We start from the raw sequence: 18,839 nt of genomic DNA, 5'->3' as shown, positions 1-18,839 counted from the left end.
TCCGTCCCCGGGTGGCGGGCTCGTAGATCCTTTGGTGATTGCCAGCCGCCCGATCACCCTCCGCGCTAGTGTCGTCACGTTTCGCATCCATTCATGGAGGACACGTGGCCGACACACAGCCAGTGATCTTCGTGGGCGGCCTGGGACGCAGTGGCAGCACCCTGCTCGAACGTCTCCTCGGCGAGGTGCCCGGCGTGGCGCCGCTCGGCGAGGTCGTCCACCTGTGGGACCGCGGCGTACGCGCCGACGAGCCCTGCGGCTGCGGGCAGCGATTCTCCCAGTGCCCGTTCTGGACGAAGGTGGGCACCCGCGCGTTCGGGCAGTGGCGGCAGAGTCAGGCGGGCTGGCTGCCCGGCCTGCGCGCCCGCGTCGACCGGACCCGCCGCCTGCCCGTCCTCGCCCTCGGACTCGCGAGCCGTGAGGCCGAGCTGGCCGAGTACGTACGGTCGTACTCCCGTATCTACGCGGCGGCGGCCGAGATCGCCGACGCCCGGGTCGTCGTCGACTCCAGCAAGCACGCCTCCCTGGCGTACTGCCTGGCGGCGATCATGGAGCTGCGCGTCGTGCAGGTGGTGCGCGACCCCCGCGCGGTGGCCGCGTCGTGGCGGCGCAGGGTGCGCAGGCCCGAGGACGGGCGGCCGATGACCCGCTGGACGCCCGCACGCACCGCCGTCCACTGGCTGGCCCAGAACCTCGCCTACGAGGTGCTGCGCCGCAAGGGCGTGCAGGTCGTCCGGGTGCGTCACGAGGACCTGGTGCACGATCCCCGCGCGACCCTGGCACGCCTGGCCGCGCTGCTCGGCCTCCCCGACGACGGCCTCGCCTTCCTGGACGACCGCGAAGCGCTGCTCGGCGTCGCGCACACCGTATCCGGCAACCCGATGCGCTTCTCCGTGGGCCCGGTCGGGATACGGAACCGTCCGGCGCCCCTGCCGCGCCCCCAGCGGTGGCTCGTCACCGCGCTCACCCTCCCGCTTCTCCTCTTCTACGGTTACGGTCTCGCCTACCACCGGGGAGCCGGGCGTTGAGGCCGTCCGTCGGCGTCGTCATCCCCACCCGCGGCGACCGGCCCGGTCCGCTCCTGGCCGCGCTGACCGGGGTGCTCGCCCAGGACTACGCCGGCCGGGTCGACGTGGTGGTCGTGGCCGACGGCGTCCCCGCCTTCCTCGTCGCCCAGCAGGTGTCCATGCCTGACTCGGGGGCCGTCCGGGGCGTGCGCGTGCTGGGCAACCGGAGCGCTCGCGGCCTGCCGGGCGCGCGCAACACCGGGATCTCCGTGCTCGGCACCGATCTCGTCGCCTTCTGCGACGACGACGACCTCTGGCTGCCCGGCAAGCTGGCCGCCCAGGTCGACGCCCTGGCGGAGGAGCCCGCCGCCGGCTTCGCGAGCTGCGCCGTCGAGGTCGAGTACGGCGACCGCCGGGTACCGCGGCTCGCCGGCACGGGCAGGGTCACCCACCGGCACCTCACCCGCTCGCGCATGATGATGGTGCACTCCTCGACGTTCCTGTTCCGCCGGGGCTGGGCCTGGGTGGACGAGAGCGCCCCGGGCGGTCAGAACGAGGACTGGGACCTCGCGCTGCGCGCCGCCTGGCGGCATCCGATCGTCCACGTCGACCGGCCGCTCGTGCGGGTGCGCTGGGGCTCCTCGCACTACGCGGGGCGGTGGGCCGACCGGATCGCGGGCCTGGAGTGGATGCTCGCCCGGCATCCCGGGCTGGCCGCCGAGCCGCGGGGCGCGGCCCGCGTCTACGGGCAGCTCGCCTTCTGCCACGCCGCCCTCGGCAGGCGCCGCGAGGCCGCCCGCTGGTCTCTGCGCGCCTTCTCCGCGCGGCCGGGCGAGCCGCGCGCGGCGATGGCGCTGGCGGTCGCCGGAGGGCTGGTCAGCCCGCGCGCCGTGCTGCACGCTCTCCACGTCCGCGGCCACGGCATCTGATGGCCGACGTACCGTCTCCCACGGCGGCCGTGGACCCGGTGCTGGCCGGGGCCGGCAGGGTCCCAGTGGGCGCGGTGCGGCTCGACCCGCTCACCGAGGCGCAGGTGGTCGCGCATGTCATGGACGCGCTGGAGCGCGGTGTGGGCGGCCATGTCGTCACGCCGAACGTCGACATCTGTCGTGCCGCCGCCCGCGACCCCTCGCTGCGCGCGCTGATCGACGCGGCCGAACTCGTCGTGGCCGACGGCATGCCGCTGGTCTGGGCGTCGCGACTGCTCGGGCGTCCGCTGCCGGAACGGGTGACCGGAGCCGACCTGATCTGGTCGCTGACCGGGGCCGCCGCGGCCTGCGGCCTGTCCGTCTATCTCATCGGGGGTCCGCCCGGCGTCGCCGAGGCGGCGCGCGACGCGCTGTGCGAGCGGCACCCGGGCCTGGTCGTGGCGGGCGTCCACGCTCCGCCGTACGGCTTCGAGACCAGTGCGGCGGCGATGGCGGAGCTGCGGGCGCGGCTCGTCGCCGCGCGGCCCTCCCTGGTCTTCGCCGGACTCGGGTTCCCCAGGCAGGACCGGCTCATCGCGGCGCTCCGGACCGACCTGCCGGACGCCTGGTTCGTGGGGTGCGGCGCGGCCATCGCGTTCGCCGCCGGGTCGGTGCGCCGCGCGCCCGAATGGATGGGCGACCATGGACTGGAGTGGTTGTTCCGCCTGGTCGGCGAGCCCCGGCGGCTCGCCCGCCGTTACCTCGTCGACGACCTCCCCTTCGCCCTGCGCCTTCTGACCGGCGCCCTGCTGCGCAGGGCCTTCGGGCCGCGAAGCAAGCGGTAGGAAGCAGAGGTCAGAAGGCGTACGGACCGAAGCGGCCCCAGGCGACCACGGCGGCCAGTACCAGGAGCACCAGGTTGACGACGATGACCTGGGCTTCCGCGCGGCGGGCGTGGACGACGACCGCTCCGGCCATGATCAGGGCGATGCCGAGCGCGGCGAGCGGCGTCAGCACCGGGGCGATGCCCGTGACGGTTGGCAGGACGAGGCCGAAGGCGACCAGCACCTCGAGAGCACCGATGCCCTTGACCGCGCCCGAGGAGAAGTCCTCGGTCCAGGCCATGCCGGACGCGGCCAGCCTGTCCTTCGGCTGGGCGAGTTTCATCACCCCGGCGACGAGGAAGGCGAGGGTGAGCAGGCCGGCGATGACCCAAAGGACGACGTTCATGGGGAGTCCGTTTCTTGCGGCAGCAGGGCGAAATGTAGCGGATGGGCGGGCCGTGGCCATCGCCGCGGACCGCTGTCACGCCTGTCTCGGCCGCGATGCCGCCGGCGTCCAGGGTTCGTATCCGGCGCCGGAGACGCCGAATCTTCCGTCCACGGCACGCGTCGCCATGACCTCCCATGAACGGCAGATCTTCTCGGCGCTGAGATCCGGATTTACGCTTCCGCCATGTCTGCCGAGCGCTTTGAGCCCTTCCCCGGTGATCTGAACCCCGAAAGCGCGTCCGCGCATCGCTGTACGTGGCACACCCCCGGGAACCGGCCGTGCCCGCGGCCGCCCCACAGCGTCGTACGCACGAAGGACGGCGCTGGTCCGCCTGCGAAGCGGCCGTCCGCGAGATCGCCGTCAAGGAGGGGGCCGCACTACCCGGCGACCTGCTCTGACTTCCCCAAGGTCGAGGAACCCGTGAACAGCCGTTGACGCTGAAACTGAGCCTGCTGTCGAGCGGTGAGCTCGGCGACCGGCGTCCCGGAGAAGTTCTTCGAAGAAATCCGGGAGGCGGTGTCGGATCGGGGCGGTGGTGTTCGTAGCAGGGGTGAGGCCGTCCACGAGGGGCGGCGCCAAGGCAGAGGAACCGCGATCATGAAACTGGCGACCGTGACTCAGGTCACGCTCGACGGAGTGATGCAGGGAAACGGCGGCGCGTCGGACGAGGACCGCAGGAACGGATTCGAGCGCGGCGGCTGGGCCCGGGGCAAGGGCGACAACGAGACCCACGCGTTCATCAACCAGACTTACCGGCGCGCCGAGGCGTTCCTGTTCGGCCGGCGGACCTACGAGCTGTTCGCCGGCTCGTGGGGGACCTTGACGGTCCAGGATGCCCCTGGCTGGGAGGGCGTCCTGGAAGCGTTGAACACACGGCCCAAGTACGTGGCGTCGACCACGCTCACAGATCCGGCGTGGTCGGATACGACCGTCCTGTCCGGAGACATCGCGGCCGCCGTTCGGGAACTGAAGGCCAAGCCGGGGGGTGAGCTGCAGGTGCACGGCAGTGGCATCCTGACCCGGTGGCTGCTGGAGAACGACCTGGTCGACGAGATGACTCTCATCACCGTCCCGGTGGTCGTAGGCCAGGGCGCGCGGCTGTTCCCCGACGCCGGCCCGGATCTCGCGCTCGACCTGGTCGAGTCGCGCGTCGACTCCAAGGGCGTGACGATCCAGGTCTACCGGCCGGCCGGGCGCCCGCGGTATGCGCCGACGGCGTGAAGTCCGTGACCACCGAACCACGCTGTCTTGACACCACAGGAGGCGATCTTCAGATGCGGTACCTGGTTTCCGTGATCGATGACAAGAGCAATCCCGGCAGCACGGACAGGCAGCCTGCCATCAGCGCGTTCAACGAACGACTCATCGCCGAGGGCTACTGGGTTTTCGCGGGTGGACTCGCGGACACCGACGCAGCCACGGTCATCGACAACCGGGGTGAGCAGGCGGTGTTCACCGACGGGCCTTTCGTGGAGTCGAAGGAGTACCTCGCCGGCGTCTGGGTGTGGGAGGCCCCCGATCTGGATGTGGCGCTCAAGCTCGCCACCGAGGCGTCGAAGATCTGCGATCGGAAGATCGAGGTGCGGCCGTTCCTGTGAACGACGTCGACGTCCGCGAGGCGATCACCCGGGCCCACCACGAGGAGTGGGCCCGGGTGGTCGCCTCCCTGACCAGGCGCTTCGGTGACCTCGACATCGCCGAGGAGGCGGCCGCCGAGGCGTTCGCGACCGCCGTTCAGCGGTGGCCGGCCGACGGTGTGCCCCCCAACCCGGGCGCCTGGCTGACCACCACCGCCAACCGCCAGGCCATCGACCGGATCCGGCGCGAGAACAAACGCGACGACAAGCACAGGAAGGCTCAGATGTCATACGACGATGACCCGCCCGAGCCTGCCGGCGCCATCGACGACGACCGGCTCCGGCTGATCTTCACCTGCTGTCACCCGGCATTGGCGATGGAGACCCGCGTGGCGCTGACGCTGCGCATGGTCGCCGGCCTGACCATGCCTGAGATCGCCCGCGCCTTCCTGGTGGCCGAGAGCGCCATGGGGCAGCGGATCACCCGCGCGAAGGCCAAGATCAAGGCGGCGCGCATCCCCTATCGGGTGCCGTCGGCGGAGGATCTCCCGGCGCGCGTTTCCGGCGTCCTCGCCGTCCTCTACCTCGTCTTCAACGAGGGTTACCTGGCCACCGGCCCCGACACCGATCCCGTACGGCACGAGCTGACCGCCGAGGCGATCCGGCTCACTCGCCTGATCCGCGAGCTCCTGCCACAGGACGGTGAGGTGGCCGGGCTGCTGGCGCTGATGCTCCTGACCGAGGCCCGCCGCCCCGCCCGGGTCTCGGCCGGCGGCGAACTGGTCGCTCTCGACGAGCAGGACCGTAGGGCCTGGGACGCGGCGCTGATCGCCGAGGGTCACCGGCTGGTGCGCGAGCGCCTGGCCGCTGCCGCCGCCGGGGCGGCTCCGGGTCGCTACCAGATTCTCGCGGCGATCAACGCCGTGCACACCTCCGCCCGCGACATGCGCGACACCGACTGGTCGCAGGTCCTCGCCCTCTACGACCAGCTCGTCCGCCTCGACTCCTCGCCGATCATCGCCCTCAACCGGGCCATCGCGGTGGCCGAGTTCGACGGCCCGGAGGTGGCACTGGCGGCTGTCGACCGTCTTGAGCCCAGGTTGGCCGGCTATCACGCCTACCACGCCACCCGCGCCGACCTGCTGCGCCGGCTGGGCCGCGGCCGGGAGTCGCGCGCGGCCTACGACAGAGCCATCGAACTGGCCGGCAACACCGCCGAGACCGCCTACCTGACCCGCCGCCGCGACCAACTGCGGTAGCGCCCACGTACGCATCTCGCACGGGAAGCCGGGTGGTGTTCCGCGGTTCGCCCGCACCATGGCCGCCGCATGACCCCGCCATCTGTCAGGTTCCATTGGTCTCGGCGAGCCTGCGGGCGAGGTAGCGGCGCTCCGCGTCCGTCGGTGCGAGCGCCAGGGCCTCCTCGTAGGCCTGCGCGGCTTCCGCCGTACGGTCCAGCCGGCGCAGCAGGTCCGCGCGGGTGGCGGCGAGCAGGTGGTGCCCGGCCAGTTCGCCGGCGGCCCGCAGTTCTTCGACCAGCCGCAGACCGGCGAGGGGGCCGTCGGCCATCGCCACGGCCACCGCCCGGTTCAACTCGACCACCGGAGACGGCGCCAGCCGCACCAACTCCCCGTACAGCCCGGCGATCTGCGGCCAGTCGGTGTCGTCCGGGTCGAGGGCGGTGGCGTGACAGGCGGCGATGGCCGCCTGCACCTGGTACGGCCCGGGGCGGCGGCGCGCCAGCGCGTCGTCCAGGAGCCGCAGCCCCTCCTCGATCTCGTCGTGGTCCCATTTCGCGCGGTTCTGGAACTCCAGCGTGACGATGTCACCCGCCTCGTCGAGCCGGGCCGCGCGCCGCGAGTCCTGCAGCAGCATGAGCGCGAGCAGCCCCTGCGCCTCGGGCTCGCCCGGCATGAGCCCGGCGAGCACCCGGGCCAGCCGGATGGCCTCGGCGGCCAGTTCCGGCCGGGTCGGACTCGGCCCGCCGCTGGCCGAGTAGCCCTCGGTGAACAGGACGTACAGCACGCCGAGCACACCCACCGTCCGCTCGGCCAGCAGACGCGCGGGCGGCACCCGGTAGGGGATGCCCGCATTGCGTATCTTGCGCTTGGCCCTGACCAGCCGCTGCGCCATGGTCGCCTCCGGCACCATGAACGCCGCGGCGATCTGGGCCGTGGTCAGCCCCGCGAGCGTACGAAGAGTGAGGGCGACCTGCGCCTCCAGCGGCAGAGCCGGGTGACAGCAGGTGAACATCAGGCGCAACCGGTCGTCGGGCACGTGATCCTCCTCCGCGGGCTCCGGGTCGGGGCCGGTCGGCGCCGCCGCCAGCGCGCGCAGCCGCGCCGCCTCGGTGGTGCCGCGGCGGAGCCGGTCCAGCGCCCGGTTGCGCGCGGCCGTGGTGAGCCACGCCCCGGGACGGCGCGGCACGCCGTCCCGGGGCCAGCGGGCGAGCGCCTGGGCGAAGGCGTCCTGGGCGCACTCCTCGGCCAGGTCCCAGTCGCCGGTCAGCCGGATCAGCGTGGCGACGACACGGCCCCACTCCTCGCGGAACGCCTCCTCGACGACCCGGGTGACGTCGGCGCCGCTCATTCCGGCCAGAACGGCCTCACCTCGATCGCGCCGAACGACGCCACGGGATGCTTCGAGGCGATCTCGATGGCCTCGTCCAGGTCGGCGCACTCGATGATGTCGAATCCGGCGATCTGCTCCTTGGTCTCGGCGAAGGGCCCCTGGGTCACCAGTCCGGCTCGCACCGTCGTGGCGTCGCCGACGGGACACAGGCGATGCCCGTCGAGGCGCACTCCCCGGCGCTCGGTCTCCTCGATCCACGGCTCGGGGTCGGCCTGCTCGGGGCTGACCTCGACCGACTCCTCGACACAGATCAACAGCAGGTATTTCATCGGCTCTCTCCTCCGGGACACGGCGGCCGCCCTGCGCGGCCGCTCTCCTCTACGACGCGGTGGAGTCCCGAAATCGACAGCCGGTCTCGCCCGAATGTCGAAAATCCGCCTCGGCGCCGTCGTCCTTTGCGGGAGGCGCCCGTCGGAAGGCGCCGTACGGGAAGGCGGGACACATGTCCGAGGTGACCCGGAGGGCAGTCGGCCGGGGCCGGAGAGCCGTGCCACGGGCACGCGCGGCAGTGACGGCGGTGTTCGCCGTGAACGGCGCCCTGATCGCCGCGTTCGCGGTCCGTACGCCCTCCCTGAAGATGGATCACGATCTGACGGAGGGACTGCTCGGCCTCCTGAACGCCCTGGTCGCCGTGGCGGCGCTCGCCGCCACGCGGGTCGCCGGACGACTCGCGGTGCGGATCGGCAGCGCCTGGGTCGTGCGGATCGCCGCGGTCGTCCTTCCCCTCGCACTGGTCGGGGTGGGCCTCGCCGGCGGGCACGTCCACCTGGCCGCGGCCATGCTCCTCGTCGGCGCCGCGAACGGGCTGCTGGACACGGGAATGAACGCGCAGGCGGTGATGGTCGAACGGGCGGCGCACCGTCCCATCATGAACGGCTGCCACGCGGCCTGGAGCATCGGCTCCGTGGCCGGTTCGCTCACCGGCGGAGCCGCGGCGCAGGCGGGCATGTCCCTCACCACGCACTACCTGATCCTGGGGGCGGTCGTGACGACCGTCGCCCTGGTGGCGGGCGGATGGCTGCCGGCAGAGGAACCTCCCGCGGAGCACCCGTCCGCGCGTACGGACGAGGTGGCCGGACGGCGAGGATGGCGGGCGGGCTGGACGCGCCGCGTCCTGCTCCTCGGCGCGATGGGCGCGGCGGTGCTGGCCTGTGAGGGTGCCGTCATCACCTGGAGCGGGGTGCTCCTGCACGACGAGCGGGGCGCCTCACTGGGCGTGGCCTCGCTGGGCCTCGTCGCCTTCGCCGCCTGCCAGACGGCGGGACGGCTCGTGGGCGACCGGCTGTCCGCGCGATACCCGGCACGCGTCCTGGTCCGGGGCGGCACCGCGCTGGCGGCCGCCGGTCTTACGGCGGTGGTCGTGGCTCCCACGCCGATCCTCGCGGTCGCCGGGTTCGCCCTCGCCGGTCTCGGGCTGGCCTCACCGCTGCCGCTGATCTTCAGCGCGGCCGGGCACGCGGGCACGGAGGAGGGCGCCACGGGAGCGACCATCGCGGTCGCCCGGCTCACCACCATGACGTACTCCGCCATGCTGCTCGCTCCGGCGCTGGTCGGCCGTGTCGCACAGGCGCTCGGCCTGACCTGGACGCTGGCGCTGCTGGTGCCGCTGTTGGTGACCGCGGCCTGGAAAGCCCCGGCGGCGATGCGTATCCCGTCCTGGCCCGATGCCCCGGCCGTTCCCGTCGACGCTCGGGGCGCATCCCGTTGACGGCGCGTCCGGCCGGCGCGGGCGGCAGGGGGACGTGGTCAGCCGCGATCGGCGGCCTGGACGGTGTGGCGCAGCAGCAGGGCCGTCGTCACCGGGCCCACCCCGCCGGGCACGGGTGTGAGCGCCCCTGCCTTGTCCGCGACCGCGATGGCGTCGACGTCGCCGACCAGGCCGCCGTCCTCGGTGGGGTTGGTGCCGACGTCCACGACGACCGCCCCGGTCCGCACGTGCTCGGCCGTGATCAGCCCGGCGCGGCCGGCCGCGGCCACGACCACGTCGGCCACGGCGGTGATCGCGGCCAGGTCCCGCGTGCGGGAGTGGCAGACCGTCACGGTGGCGTTCCTGTCCAGCAGGAGATGGGCGGCGGGCTTGCCGACCACCGTGGACCGGCCGACCACGGCGACGTGCAGGCCGGCCAGGTCGACGCCGTGGTGGTCCAGGATCGCCACGACGGCCTCGGCGGTCGCCGGAGCGAACGCGGGCAGGCCCGCGGCAAGGCGGCCCAGCGACAGCGGGTTGGCGCCGTCGACGTCCTTCTCGACCGCGATCGCGCCGGCCAGGTCCTCCAGCTTCGCACCCCGCGGCAGCGGAGTCTGGAGGATGACGCCGTGCACGGTGTCGTCGGCGCTCAGCTCCGCCAGCCGGTCGCGGATCCGGGCGGGGTCGGCCTCCGCGCCGAGGTCGACGACGTCGCAGGCGATGCCGGCCTTCTCGGCGGCACGCGCGATCGAGCGGACGTACCAGGCGCTGGACTCGTCCGCGGTCGCCACGACGACCGCGAGCTTCGGCGGCCTGCCGGCCGCGGCGAGCGCGGTGGCCCGCTCGGCGGCCTCGGTCCGGACGGACGCGGCGAGCTCCTTGCCGGAGAGCACCCGGGCGCTCATCTCGCGATCTCCGCACGGACGGCGGCGGTGACCCGCTCGGCCCGCGCGGCCACGCCGTCCACCTCGGCCGCCACGGCGGTCAGTTCGGCGCGGGCCCGCTCGTCCTTGATCCCGCCGAGGTTGATCTCGATGTTCACCCGGGCGGTGGTCGCCGCGGCCCGCGCGGCCTCGGTGGCGGCGGCGATGTCGGAGACGACGTTCCGGTTGCCGACGGGCAGCAGTTCCTCGGCGATGCCGACGGCCCTCCCCGCGACGCCGACGACCTCGGCCGGGACCCTGCCCGCCCCCACCAGCGCCGCAGCGATGGCGTCCGACCGGGCGGCCTTCGCCTCGTCGGTGTCCTTGGGCAGCTTGTACGCCTCGGTGACCGCCGTGAACGCCGACTCGTCGTCCTCGGCCAGGCGCAGGGCCCTCGACCGCAGTTCGTCGGTCTCGCCGGTGATCCGTTCGATCAGGGAGGCGTGCTCGGCGTACTTCTCGCCGGTGCTGTACCGCGCGACCATGCCCAGCAGCGCGGCGGCCTGGGCGGCCTGCAGGGCCGCGGCGGCGCCTCCGCCCGGGGCGGGCACCCGGTCGGCGAGCCGGGAGAGGAAGTCGCTGATCTTCTCGTCGCGCATCGCGCCCGTCCTCCGGTGGTGACAGCACGGCCGTGAAAATCCTCCCACGTCCCGCCTGTCGCGCCTGCGCCGCCTTCCCCGTGTCCGCTGTCTCGCGTGTCCGCTGTCTCGCGTGCCCTCTGTTTCGCGTGTCCTCGTCAGCGGGACGGGCAGGCCGGCTCGGCCTCGGGCCGTACGGGCTCGGGCGGGGCCTCGGCGCGCCGGGAGGGCCCTGCCGGGGCCTGGCCGAGCAGGGTGCCGCCGAGGGCGAGAACCATGCCGAGCAGCTGAACCGGGCTGAGAGCCTGACCGAGCGCGGCCCAGCCGATGACGGCCGCGGAGACCGGACTCAGCAGCGCGAGGAAGGAGACGGACGTCGCGGGGAGCCGGGAGATCCCGCGGAACCAGATCCAGTAGCCGAGCGCGGTGCCGACGATGCCCAGATAGGCGTAGCCGAGCAGGTTCTCGCCGCTGAGCGCGGGCGGCGCGCCCTCGACGAGCAGGGCGACCGGGACGAGCAGCAGCCCGCCGGCGGTGAGCTGCCATCCGGTGAGGGCGAGCGCGCCGACGCCCTCGGGACGGCCCCAGCGCTTGGTCAGCACGGTCCCTGCCGACATGGACGCGGCCCCCACGAGCCCGGCGAGCACGCCGACCATGTCCAGTCGCGCCTCGGCGCGCAGGACGACCAATCCGACCCCGAGCAACCCGACGAGCCCGGCGAGCACCTTGCGCGCGGTGGGACGCTCGGAGAGCAGCAGGGCGGCGAAGGCGAGCGCGAACAACGGGCCCACGGCGCCCAGCACGGCCGCGACACCGCCCGGCAGCCGGTACGCCGCCAGGAACAGCAACGGGAAGAACGCCCCGATGTTCAGCGCGCCGAGCACCGCCGCCCGCCAGACCCACACTCCTCGCGGCAGCACGCGGGTGACGGCGAGCAGCACGAGCCCGGCGGGCAACGCCCTGGCCAGCGCGGTGAACAGGGGACGGTCGGGCGGAAGGAACTCGGTCGTCACGGCGTAGGTCGAACCCCAGACCAGCGGGGTGAGCGCGGTGAGGGCGAGCGTGCCCACGGCCGGCAGGGAACCATGGTTGGCGATTCTCACGGTTGCTCCTCGTTGATAATCTCAGCATTGAGATAACAGCATGTCGAACTGTTAAACGTCAAATAAAAGAACGCTGAGAGACTTCGAGGGAGCCTGGATGGGCGACGCCGTGGACATGCTGCTGGACCAGTGGCGGCGGGAACGGCCGGACGTGGACCCCTGGCCGATGGGCGTCGTCGGGCGCGTCTCCAGGCTGGCGCGGCTGCTGGACCGGGAGCTGAAGGAGTTCTTCTCGTCGTACGGCCTGGAGACGTGGGAGTTCGACGTGCTCGCGACGCTGCGCCGGTCGGGCCCGCCGTACGAGCTGACGGCGGGAGCCCTGAACAGGGCGGCGATGGTGACCTCCGGCGCGATCACGAACCGCATCGACCGCATGGCGGCCAGGGGGCTGGTCGAACGGATCCCGGACCCCGGCGACCGGCGGTCCGTCCGCGTACGGCTCACCGGCAGCGGCCTCGCACTCGTGGACGAGGTGCTGGAGCCGCACGTCGCGAACGAGGCGCGCCTGCTGGCGCCGCTGGACCCCGGGGAGCGGGATCACCTGGTCGGCGCCCTGCGCACCCTCCTCGCCTCCCTCGGCGACACCACCCTCGGCTAGCTCCGTGTCACTTGTTCACTGTCGGTGGTTGCCGGGGGACGGGGAGGGTACGATCGCGGACGAGGCCGCCGCTTCGTGAAGCGGTTGGAAGTGAGCCCGGGAAGGTCCCTCCGGACGGTGGGGTCCCGGGCTTGCGTCTTTCCGCACATCTTTCAGAGCCGGTGTATCTCCACGGACGTGGCCAGCCGTTCCCAGTAGCCGGGATCCCCGCACCGGCTCGCGACCAATGCGCCCGCCAGCACGTCCGCCAGCCAGAGCAAGGGCTCCGCGGGACCCGCAACGTGATCGACTCTGGGTCTCGCCGTGATCCTGTGGCGGGAAGCGAGCGTAGTCAGAAGATCGAGGTCGCGCTTGTTCTGCGTCCGTTCGCGCGCCTCGAGCACCACGTGACGTACGCCCGCCTGGATCAACTCCCGCAGGAGGCGCTCAAGGCACCTGCGTCGTCGGCGCTCCGATGGTGATGCGCAGATGTCTTCCAGTAAGACGACCAGGTACAGCACGTCGAGCGATTCGACGGCGCGGATGATCCCGTCGCGCCTGCTCGCGGATTCCTTGGCCCAGTGCAGCTTGCGTTGTCCGTCGAGGCGCAGCCCGTCCACCCAGGCTCTGATCTTTTCGCACGCCGTCCCGTGGACGAGCGCTGCGGCGAGGATGTACACGTCTGGATCGAGTTGTGAATTGGACTCGGACTCGTCAACGAAAGCGATCCAGTCGTCGTCCTGGGGGATGCGAGAGGCACGGAGACACCATACGCATACCTGTGACTACTGTGCGTACTCGATGCCCTGGCGCGAGCTGCCAGGGGGTGGTCGAACGGATCCCGGACCCCGGCGACCGGCGGTCCGTCCGCGTACGGCTCACCGGCAGCGGCCTCGCACTCGTGGACGAGGTGCTGGAGCCGCACGTCGCGAACGAGGCGCGCCTGCTGGCGCCGCTGGACCCCAGGGAGCGGGATCACGGACGGAGATCTCAAAGCTGCGCGGATCGCTCGGCGTCCGATGTATGGATCACCGCAGAGCGGGCGGGGGGGACCAGTCGTTTCTCGTATCGTTCGGGAAATAACATGCCTCCGCCGTCGGCGGAGTGATGGGATTTCCCGGACGTCGGTGCCGGTACGCACCACTACTACGCACCAGCCGTGTAGTGGAGGTCGCGGGCGACACGCGGGTCAGCCGTGCACCAGGGCGCGTACGCGGGCGGCGTCCTCGTGGGGGAGCGAGGCCGCCGTGAGCGCCCGGCGGGAGTCCATCGGGCGGTAGGCCGTACGGGACAGGCCCGTCCAGGTGAACGGGGAACCCGCCGGTCTCCGGGAGGACGTGCAGGCCGCGGTTATCCGGCGGGCGGCGCGATCGGTCCAGGGCAGGCCGCACCAGTCGTAGAGGTCACGGAAGCCGTCGAGGGGCGCGGCGCACAGGTCCTCGTAGCGCACGACCCTGATGCCGGCCGCCCGCCGGGCCACCGTGCCGGTGACCCGCCACGCGACCCGCCACAACACGGCCGCCGCGGTGATCACATCCCGCTCGCCGGCGAAGGGCCCGAGTTCGGCCACGTACGGATGGTCACGCAGCAGGAGGGGCTGGTCGAGCAGTTCGCGCACGTCCACCCTCCAGCCGAGCCGCCGCCAGCTCCCGGCGAACGACACGGGGTCGCGGACCACGACGACCACGCGGCAGCCGAGGCGGCCGGCGAACCACTCGGCGGACAGGAGCGCGAACGGATCGTCCAGCAGCGCCCTCCTGGCCCGCAGTCGGCCGAGGGTGAAGGCCGTGCCGTACCTGGCCATCCGCGCGAGGTCGCCGGGGCCGTGGTTGCGGCGGACCTCGGCCGCCCAGCCGTAGCGCAGCGCGACCGTACGGGAGAAGGCCGCCAGCCAGGGCGTCTCGTCGTCCGGGCAGATGTACTGGAAGCGGTGCGTCACCGACGCGTCGAGCACGCCGGGGGAGCGGCCGGGCGGGCGCTGCGGGTTCAGCGGCTCGTTGACGTAGACCAGCCGCCCGCTCGCCGTGAGCATCCGGCCCACCCAGCTCGTGCCGCTGCGCGGCAGGCCCGTGACCAGCACGGGCGGCTCGGGGCTCATGAGGCCGCCACACGGCCGAAGGGGAGCAGGCCGTACCGGCGGTGGACCTGGACGGCGGGCAGCAGGTTCTTCACGAGCACGCCGCCCGACCAGCCCAGCGCCGCGCCAAGCGCGCCGTACGCGGGGACGAGCAGCACGTCGAGGGCGATCGTCACGGCGACGGCCGCGGTCACGTTGGCCAGGCTGGCGGCCGTGCGCCCGCCCGCGACGAGCACGACGTCGACCATGCCGCAGGCGGTCGCGACCATCATCGTGGCCGACAGGACGAGCGCGATCGCGCCGCCGCCGGCGTAGGCGGGCCCGAACAGCGGCAGCAGCCACGGCGCGAGCACCGCGTATCCCAGCCACAGCGGCCAGGTGAGCACGACCAGCCACCTGGTGGTGGTGCGATACAGCGCGCGGGCGCCGTCCAGGTCGCCCTCGGCGAGAGCCTTCACCAGCCGTGTCTGCGCGGCCTGGGCGAGCCCCTGACCGGCGAGCTGTCCGAGCACCTTGAACCGGGTCGCCGCGGTGTAGACGGCCGCCGCGGCGGGCCCCGCGAGCAGCGCGACGATCACCACGTCGAGCCGCTGGAACACCGACTGCAGGGCCGCCGCGGCCGACCGCGGCGCGGTGTGCCGCCAGAAGGCCCCCATCTCTCCCACCTCGTACGGCCCGAGCCCCCGCAGCCGTACGGCGGCCAGCACCGCACCCGCCACCGGGGGAAGCGCCCAGGCCGCGGCCAGCACCGGCGCAGGGGCCGCGCAGAGCACGGCGGCGGTGACGAGCGCGAGCTGCCCGAGCGGCTGGACGGCCCCGGCGAGCAGCAGCGTCGGCCGCATGGTGCCGAGGCCGCGGGTGGCGCAGATCAGCACGTCCGACAGGGCGACGAACGGCAGGGCGGCGGCCAGCACCACCCAGACGCCGCCGGGCACGCCGGTGAGCCCGGCGAGCGGCCCGGCCGCGACGGCGACCGCGGCTCCGGTCACGGACGCGAGCGCGGCCACCGGCGCGAGGACCCCGCGGACCAGCCGCCGGCCCCCGTCCGGGCCGCCGACGGACCGGTTGCGGGCAAGGGCGTGGACCAGGCCGTTGCCGGTGTCGAGGCGGACGACGCCCGCGAGCATCAGGCACACCGATGTGGCCGTGAAGAACGCCCCGGCGGCCTGCGGGGACAGCGACCGTGTCACCACGAGCACGAGGCCGAACTGCCCGCCCGCGGCGGCGGCCGCCGTGACCAGACCGGCGACTCCGTGCCGGAGAAGACCGCCCGGCCGCGCGAGATCGGTCAGCGCCGCCACGAGGGCACCGCCCCCAGCCACGGCACGAGCAGCGCGTCCCACGGCTCGAAGTGCTCGCGGAGCCGGCGGTGGACCGGCGCGGGCATGGCCTGACGCGGCCGGGCGTTGTGCCGCTCGAACTGCACGTCCCCCAGCCGGGGCAGCCCGAGGAAGCCCAGCACCCGGTCGTACACGGCGGCGGGGTCGCGGAACAGCAGTCCGCTGTCGAGCACCAGGATCCGGTCGCGCCCCACGAGCGGCTCCAGCCGGGCCAGTTGCTCGGCGTACCGTCCACGGGCGAGGTACGCCTGATGCCGGTGCGCGTGGCTCACGTAGCCGGGGACGCTGCGGAGCCGTTCGGCCTCACCGGCGAGGCGCTCCGGCTCCAGCGCGAGGGCGCGCTCGAAGCTCGGCTCGGTCTCGAACCCCCGCGCCAGCTCGTGCGCGTGGGCGGAGCAGGCCCGCTCGACCGGGTCGCGGACCAAGGCGATCAGCTTGACGCCGGGCAGGTCGGCCGCGATGCGGGCCCCCGCCAGGGGATGGAACAGGTAGTAAGGGGCCGACTCGAACGCCTGGGGGGCATGGCCGTGCCGGAAACCGAGCATCCGGGCCCCGGACGTCAGCGGGAAGTGGGCGCGATACCACGGCAGCCCCCGCTCGTAGGCCATGTCGAAGTAGTGGACGCCCTTGCGCAGCACCGGCTTCATCACGAGCGGGTGCCGGGACAGGGCGCGGTAGAGCGAGGTCGTGCCGCACCGCTGGGCCCCGACGATCAGGAACGACGGCAGCACCCTGCCGCCGCTGGTCAGCCTCCCGGCGGCGTACGAGACGGCGTGCGCGGAGTGCTTCAACGGCGCCTTCACAGCAGGCACTCCTCATGATCGACCAGAGGGTTCAGCCAGACGGCGGGCGGCCCGAGCGGCTCGTGGCCGTCGCGGCGGTGCCGCTCGGCCAGGGCGACCAGGTAGTGGACCGCCGTACGGCGGGCCAGGGCCACCTCGACGCCGAACGGCTCCAGGAGCCCGCCCGCCTGGGCGAGACACGATCGGGCGGCGACCGCGGGCGGCATCCGGCGCAGCGCGCCGTGGAAGAAGTGGTGCAGGGCGTCGAAGCCGGGCGGCACGCCGACCGCGAAGCGTTCCCAGTCCCACACGAGCAGCCGCTCGTCCGCCCCCGCCGCGACGTTCCAGGGGGTGAAGTCCCCGTGCCAGGCCGCCTCCCCGGTCCCCTCCTCGCCGTACGGGCGGATCGCGGCGATCTCTTGTACGGCCGAGCCGAGCAGGCGGGCGGGCACGCGGCGGGAGGTCACGGGCAGCGGGGACAGCATCAGCACCTCCAGGCCCCGCCACTCGCCGTGATACAGCACGTCGGGTGGCATGACGACCTTCAACGGCCGCCCGGCGAGCATGCTCAGCACCTCGCTCTCGTACCGCACCAGCCGCCGGGCCCGCGGCGAGTCGCCGATCTTCACGAACCCCGCGAGTCCCGACTCGTCGTAGGCCTCCAAAATCGGTTTGCGGTTGGCGCGGCGGGCGGGCCTGACGTGGACGACCACCCGCACGCGGCGGCCGAGGACGTCGCTCAGGTGCGTCTCGATCGTGTCGGTCCCGCGGTGGACGGGCAGGCCGCGCCCCAGCGCGGCGTGCCACCACCTGCGCGGGACGACCCGCCGGGGGACGAGGCGGTGCGGCAGCACGCTGCGGGCGCCCGGATGGGCATCGTGTCCGGGAAACAGCAGGTCCATGACCTCGTCCAGGTAGCGGAGACGGTCGGCGGCGTCCCTCATCGGGCCTCCCCGAGGTCCGTTGTGACGGCGGCGTTGCGCCAGAGCAGGGCGAAGGAGATCAGGAAGAGGGTCAGGGCGCTGATCAGCCCGTCGTAGACGACCATGTAGAGCAGCACGAGGATCATCACGAGCGTCCCGGCCTTGCCGATCGGCGACCGGTCCGCCCAGTAGCGGCGGATCGCGCCGGCGAAGAAGGCGGCGTACAGCAGGGCCCCCGCGAAGCCCTGGCTGATCAGCAGCAGCCACAGCTGCCCGTCGCTGCCGAGCGGGGGATGGCCGCACTCCACGCACCACGCGCTGCGGCCCGTCGTCACGGTCCGGTGGCTGCCGTACGCGGTGCGCGTGTTGCCGTATCCGATCACCGGGGACGAGGTCGCGACCCGGACCGTGGTCGCCACGGTGAACGCGCGGATGCCGTTGCTGTGCGGGTTGTCCAGCCGCTGGGCGACGATGCCGCTCAGCGGCGACAGCAGGAACGCCGCCGCGGCGACGGCCGCGGCCGCGGCGGCCGCGAGGGGGCGTCCGCCCCGGATCACGAGGTAGGCCGCCGAGACCCCGAGCCCGATCCACAGGCCCCGGTTGAGCGAGTAGACGACCGGGACGGCGGCGACGGCGAGCGCGAGCACGGCCGCCACGCGCCGGTACGGCCCGCCGTAGGCCCACCAGCCCACCACGAACCAGATCACCAGCACCGACACGTCGCTGCCCCAGGCGTTGGCCCACTCGAACGGCGCCTCCGGGCGCGGCGCGGCATGCCCGAGCACGTGCTGCATCTGGGCGGCCGTCGGGTGGATCAGGTTGGCGACGAAGGGGTGGCCGCCGATCGACGGCGGCAGCACCATCTCCATCGGCGAGGTGAACGCGACGCCGGGCGCGAGCACGCCCAGCAGCCCGCCCGCGACGGCGGTCAGGAACAGCACGCCGAGCCACCTGACGAGGGTGCGCTGCGGCAGCTCGTCATGGGTGAGGTTGCCCAGGTAGAGCACCATGATCAGAAGTGAGACGTAGACGGCCAGCCGCATCAGGTAGCCGATGACCCGGCCGGCGGCGAGCTCGCCGTACGTGCCGTCCGGCGTCTCGGCGAGCGCGAGCGCGCTGACGAGGTAGCCCGTGAGCAGCAGCGCCCACAGGCCGAAGCCCTTCGGCACGCGGATCGGCCGCCTGCGCCACAGCACCACCGCCATGGGCGCGGCCAGCACCACCACCGACAGCCCGCCCAGGCCGAGCGCCCACCAGACCGGGTAGCCGAGCAGCAGCGCGGCGATCGGCCACGCCGTCCGCGCGGGACGGCGCCGACGCCGTCGCCGGCGGGCCGGAAAGGGCTGGTCCCCGCCGGGCGGCCGGTCCTGCCACCCCGCCTCCTGCGCCGGGATCGGCGGAAGTGGGACGGCGACCACCGGCGCAGTACCGTTCGCGGTGCGGGGACCGGGGGC

Annotated in this window: 20 protein-coding genes; 8 read left to right on the top strand and 12 right to left on the bottom strand. The window is 73.3% G+C overall.

Annotated elements, in window-relative coordinates:
- Positions 1–104 precede the first annotated feature (104 nt).
- Genes HHX30_RS19910 through HHX30_RS19900 form a run of 3 tightly spaced genes read left to right on the top strand, consistent with a single transcriptional unit; the run spans position 105 to position 2,760 of the window.
- Positions 105–1,028 carry a sulfotransferase gene (locus HHX30_RS19910; protein ID WP_310742351.1) on the top strand — a complete coding sequence of 308 codons (924 nt, stop codon included), beginning with the start codon at positions 105–107 and terminating at the stop codon, positions 1,026–1,028.
- Positions 1,025–1,936 (top strand): glycosyltransferase, encoded by a 912-nt coding sequence (locus tag HHX30_RS19905; RefSeq protein ID WP_169983477.1) that lies wholly within the window; start codon positions 1,025–1,027, stop codon positions 1,934–1,936. The genes HHX30_RS19910 and HHX30_RS19905 overlap by 4 nt, the downstream gene beginning before the upstream one ends.
- Positions 1,936–2,760 (top strand): WecB/TagA/CpsF family glycosyltransferase, encoded by an 825-nt coding sequence (locus HHX30_RS19900; RefSeq protein ID WP_169983476.1) that lies wholly within the window; start codon positions 1,936–1,938, stop codon positions 2,758–2,760. Before HHX30_RS19905 ends, HHX30_RS19900 begins: the two co-directional genes overlap by 1 nt.
- A 10-nt stretch (positions 2,761–2,770) precedes the next feature.
- On the opposite strand, the gene HHX30_RS19895 is transcribed toward HHX30_RS19900, so the two are convergent.
- Positions 2,771–3,145 (bottom strand): DoxX family protein, encoded by a 375-nt coding sequence (locus tag HHX30_RS19895; RefSeq protein ID WP_169983475.1) that lies wholly within the window; start codon positions 3,143–3,145, stop codon positions 2,771–2,773.
- A gap of 639 nt (positions 3,146–3,784) precedes the next feature.
- Between HHX30_RS19895 and HHX30_RS19890 the strand changes: the two genes are divergently transcribed.
- The 3 genes from HHX30_RS19890 to HHX30_RS19880 are packed head-to-tail and all read left to right on the top strand — an operon-like array spanning position 3,785 to position 6,023.
- The gene (locus tag HHX30_RS19890) at positions 3,785–4,408 is read left to right on the top strand and encodes a dihydrofolate reductase family protein (protein WP_169983474.1); all 624 of its coding nucleotides are present in this window, start codon (positions 3,785–3,787) and stop codon (positions 4,406–4,408) included.
- Between the two features lie 53 nt (positions 4,409–4,461).
- Positions 4,462–4,785, top strand: coding sequence for a YciI family protein (locus tag HHX30_RS19885; RefSeq protein ID WP_169983473.1), 324 nt, complete (start codon positions 4,462–4,464; stop codon positions 4,783–4,785).
- The gene (locus HHX30_RS19880; protein ID WP_169983472.1) at positions 4,782–6,023 is read left to right on the top strand and encodes an RNA polymerase sigma factor; all 1,242 of its coding nucleotides are present in this window, start codon (positions 4,782–4,784) and stop codon (positions 6,021–6,023) included. The genes HHX30_RS19885 and HHX30_RS19880 overlap by 4 nt, the downstream gene beginning before the upstream one ends.
- 85 nt (positions 6,024–6,108) lie before the next feature.
- Here the strand turns inward: HHX30_RS19880 and HHX30_RS19875 are convergent, their stop codons facing one another.
- Together HHX30_RS19875 and HHX30_RS19870 are read right to left on the bottom strand one after the other, a co-directional pair.
- On the bottom strand, positions 6,109–7,353 hold the full coding sequence (locus tag HHX30_RS19875; protein WP_169983471.1) for an RNA polymerase sigma factor: 1,245 nt from the start codon (positions 7,351–7,353) through the stop codon (positions 6,109–6,111).
- Positions 7,350–7,664, bottom strand: coding sequence for a YciI family protein (locus HHX30_RS19870; RefSeq protein ID WP_169983470.1), 315 nt, complete (start codon positions 7,662–7,664; stop codon positions 7,350–7,352). Before HHX30_RS19870 ends, HHX30_RS19875 begins: the two co-directional genes overlap by 4 nt.
- 218 nt (positions 7,665–7,882) lie before the next feature.
- Between HHX30_RS19870 and HHX30_RS19865 the strand changes: the two genes are divergently transcribed.
- Positions 7,883–9,103, top strand: coding sequence for an MFS transporter (locus HHX30_RS19865; protein ID WP_169983469.1), 1,221 nt, complete (start codon positions 7,883–7,885; stop codon positions 9,101–9,103).
- A gap of 38 nt (positions 9,104–9,141) precedes the next feature.
- Here the strand turns inward: HHX30_RS19865 and HHX30_RS19860 are convergent, their stop codons facing one another.
- The 3 genes from HHX30_RS19860 to HHX30_RS19850 all read right to left on the bottom strand — a co-directional run bounded on the left by HHX30_RS19860 (position 9,142) and on the right by HHX30_RS19850 (position 11,686).
- Positions 9,142–9,987 carry a bifunctional 5,10-methylenetetrahydrofolate dehydrogenase/5,10-methenyltetrahydrofolate cyclohydrolase gene (locus HHX30_RS19860; RefSeq protein ID WP_169983468.1) on the bottom strand — a complete coding sequence of 282 codons (846 nt, stop codon included), beginning with the start codon at positions 9,985–9,987 and terminating at the stop codon, positions 9,142–9,144.
- Positions 9,984–10,604, bottom strand: coding sequence for a cyclodeaminase/cyclohydrolase family protein (locus tag HHX30_RS19855; RefSeq protein ID WP_169983467.1), 621 nt, complete (start codon positions 10,602–10,604; stop codon positions 9,984–9,986). Before HHX30_RS19855 ends, HHX30_RS19860 begins: the two co-directional genes overlap by 4 nt.
- Positions 10,605–10,741: 137 nt before the next feature.
- Positions 10,742–11,686, bottom strand: coding sequence for an EamA family transporter (locus HHX30_RS19850; RefSeq protein WP_310742352.1), 945 nt, complete (start codon positions 11,684–11,686; stop codon positions 10,742–10,744).
- A gap of 97 nt (positions 11,687–11,783) precedes the next feature.
- Between HHX30_RS19850 and HHX30_RS19845 the strand changes: the two genes are divergently transcribed.
- The gene (locus tag HHX30_RS19845; protein WP_169983466.1) at positions 11,784–12,284 is read left to right on the top strand and encodes a MarR family winged helix-turn-helix transcriptional regulator; all 501 of its coding nucleotides are present in this window, start codon (positions 11,784–11,786) and stop codon (positions 12,282–12,284) included.
- A 152-nt stretch (positions 12,285–12,436) separates the two neighbouring features.
- On the opposite strand, the gene HHX30_RS19840 is transcribed toward HHX30_RS19845, so the two are convergent.
- From HHX30_RS19840 to HHX30_RS19815, 6 genes are all read right to left on the bottom strand, one after another.
- Positions 12,437–12,991, bottom strand: coding sequence for a DUF3800 domain-containing protein (locus tag HHX30_RS19840; RefSeq protein ID WP_396704608.1), 555 nt, complete (start codon positions 12,989–12,991; stop codon positions 12,437–12,439).
- 461 nt (positions 12,992–13,452) lie between these two features.
- Complete coding sequence (locus HHX30_RS19835) at positions 13,453–14,361, bottom strand: sulfotransferase domain-containing protein (protein WP_169983465.1); 909 nt, start codon at positions 14,359–14,361, stop codon at positions 13,453–13,455.
- The gene (locus tag HHX30_RS19830) at positions 14,358–15,662 is read right to left on the bottom strand and encodes a polysaccharide biosynthesis C-terminal domain-containing protein (protein ID WP_311922621.1); all 1,305 of its coding nucleotides are present in this window, start codon (positions 15,660–15,662) and stop codon (positions 14,358–14,360) included. The genes HHX30_RS19835 and HHX30_RS19830 overlap by 4 nt, the downstream gene beginning before the upstream one ends.
- On the bottom strand, positions 15,629–16,483 hold the full coding sequence (locus tag HHX30_RS19825) for a sulfotransferase domain-containing protein (RefSeq protein WP_169983463.1): 855 nt from the start codon (positions 16,481–16,483) through the stop codon (positions 15,629–15,631). Before HHX30_RS19825 ends, HHX30_RS19830 begins: the two co-directional genes overlap by 34 nt.
- Entirely contained in the window at positions 16,480–17,406 is a 927-nt protein-coding gene (locus tag HHX30_RS19820) for a hypothetical protein (RefSeq protein WP_169983462.1), read from the bottom strand. The genes HHX30_RS19825 and HHX30_RS19820 overlap by 4 nt, the downstream gene beginning before the upstream one ends.
- Positions 17,403–18,803, bottom strand: coding sequence for a hypothetical protein (locus HHX30_RS19815; RefSeq protein WP_311922619.1), 1,401 nt, complete (start codon positions 18,801–18,803; stop codon positions 17,403–17,405). The genes HHX30_RS19820 and HHX30_RS19815 overlap by 4 nt, the downstream gene beginning before the upstream one ends.
- Between the last annotated feature and the right edge of the window lie 36 nt (positions 18,804–18,839).

The sequence above is a fragment of the Microbispora sp. H10836 genome, assembly GCF_012999525.1.
In the GTDB taxonomy this organism is placed as follows: domain Bacteria; phylum Actinomycetota; class Actinomycetes; order Streptosporangiales; family Streptosporangiaceae; genus Microbispora.
Note: the sequence above shows the minus strand (reverse complement) of the source record. Positions and strands in the feature narration are given on the sequence as shown.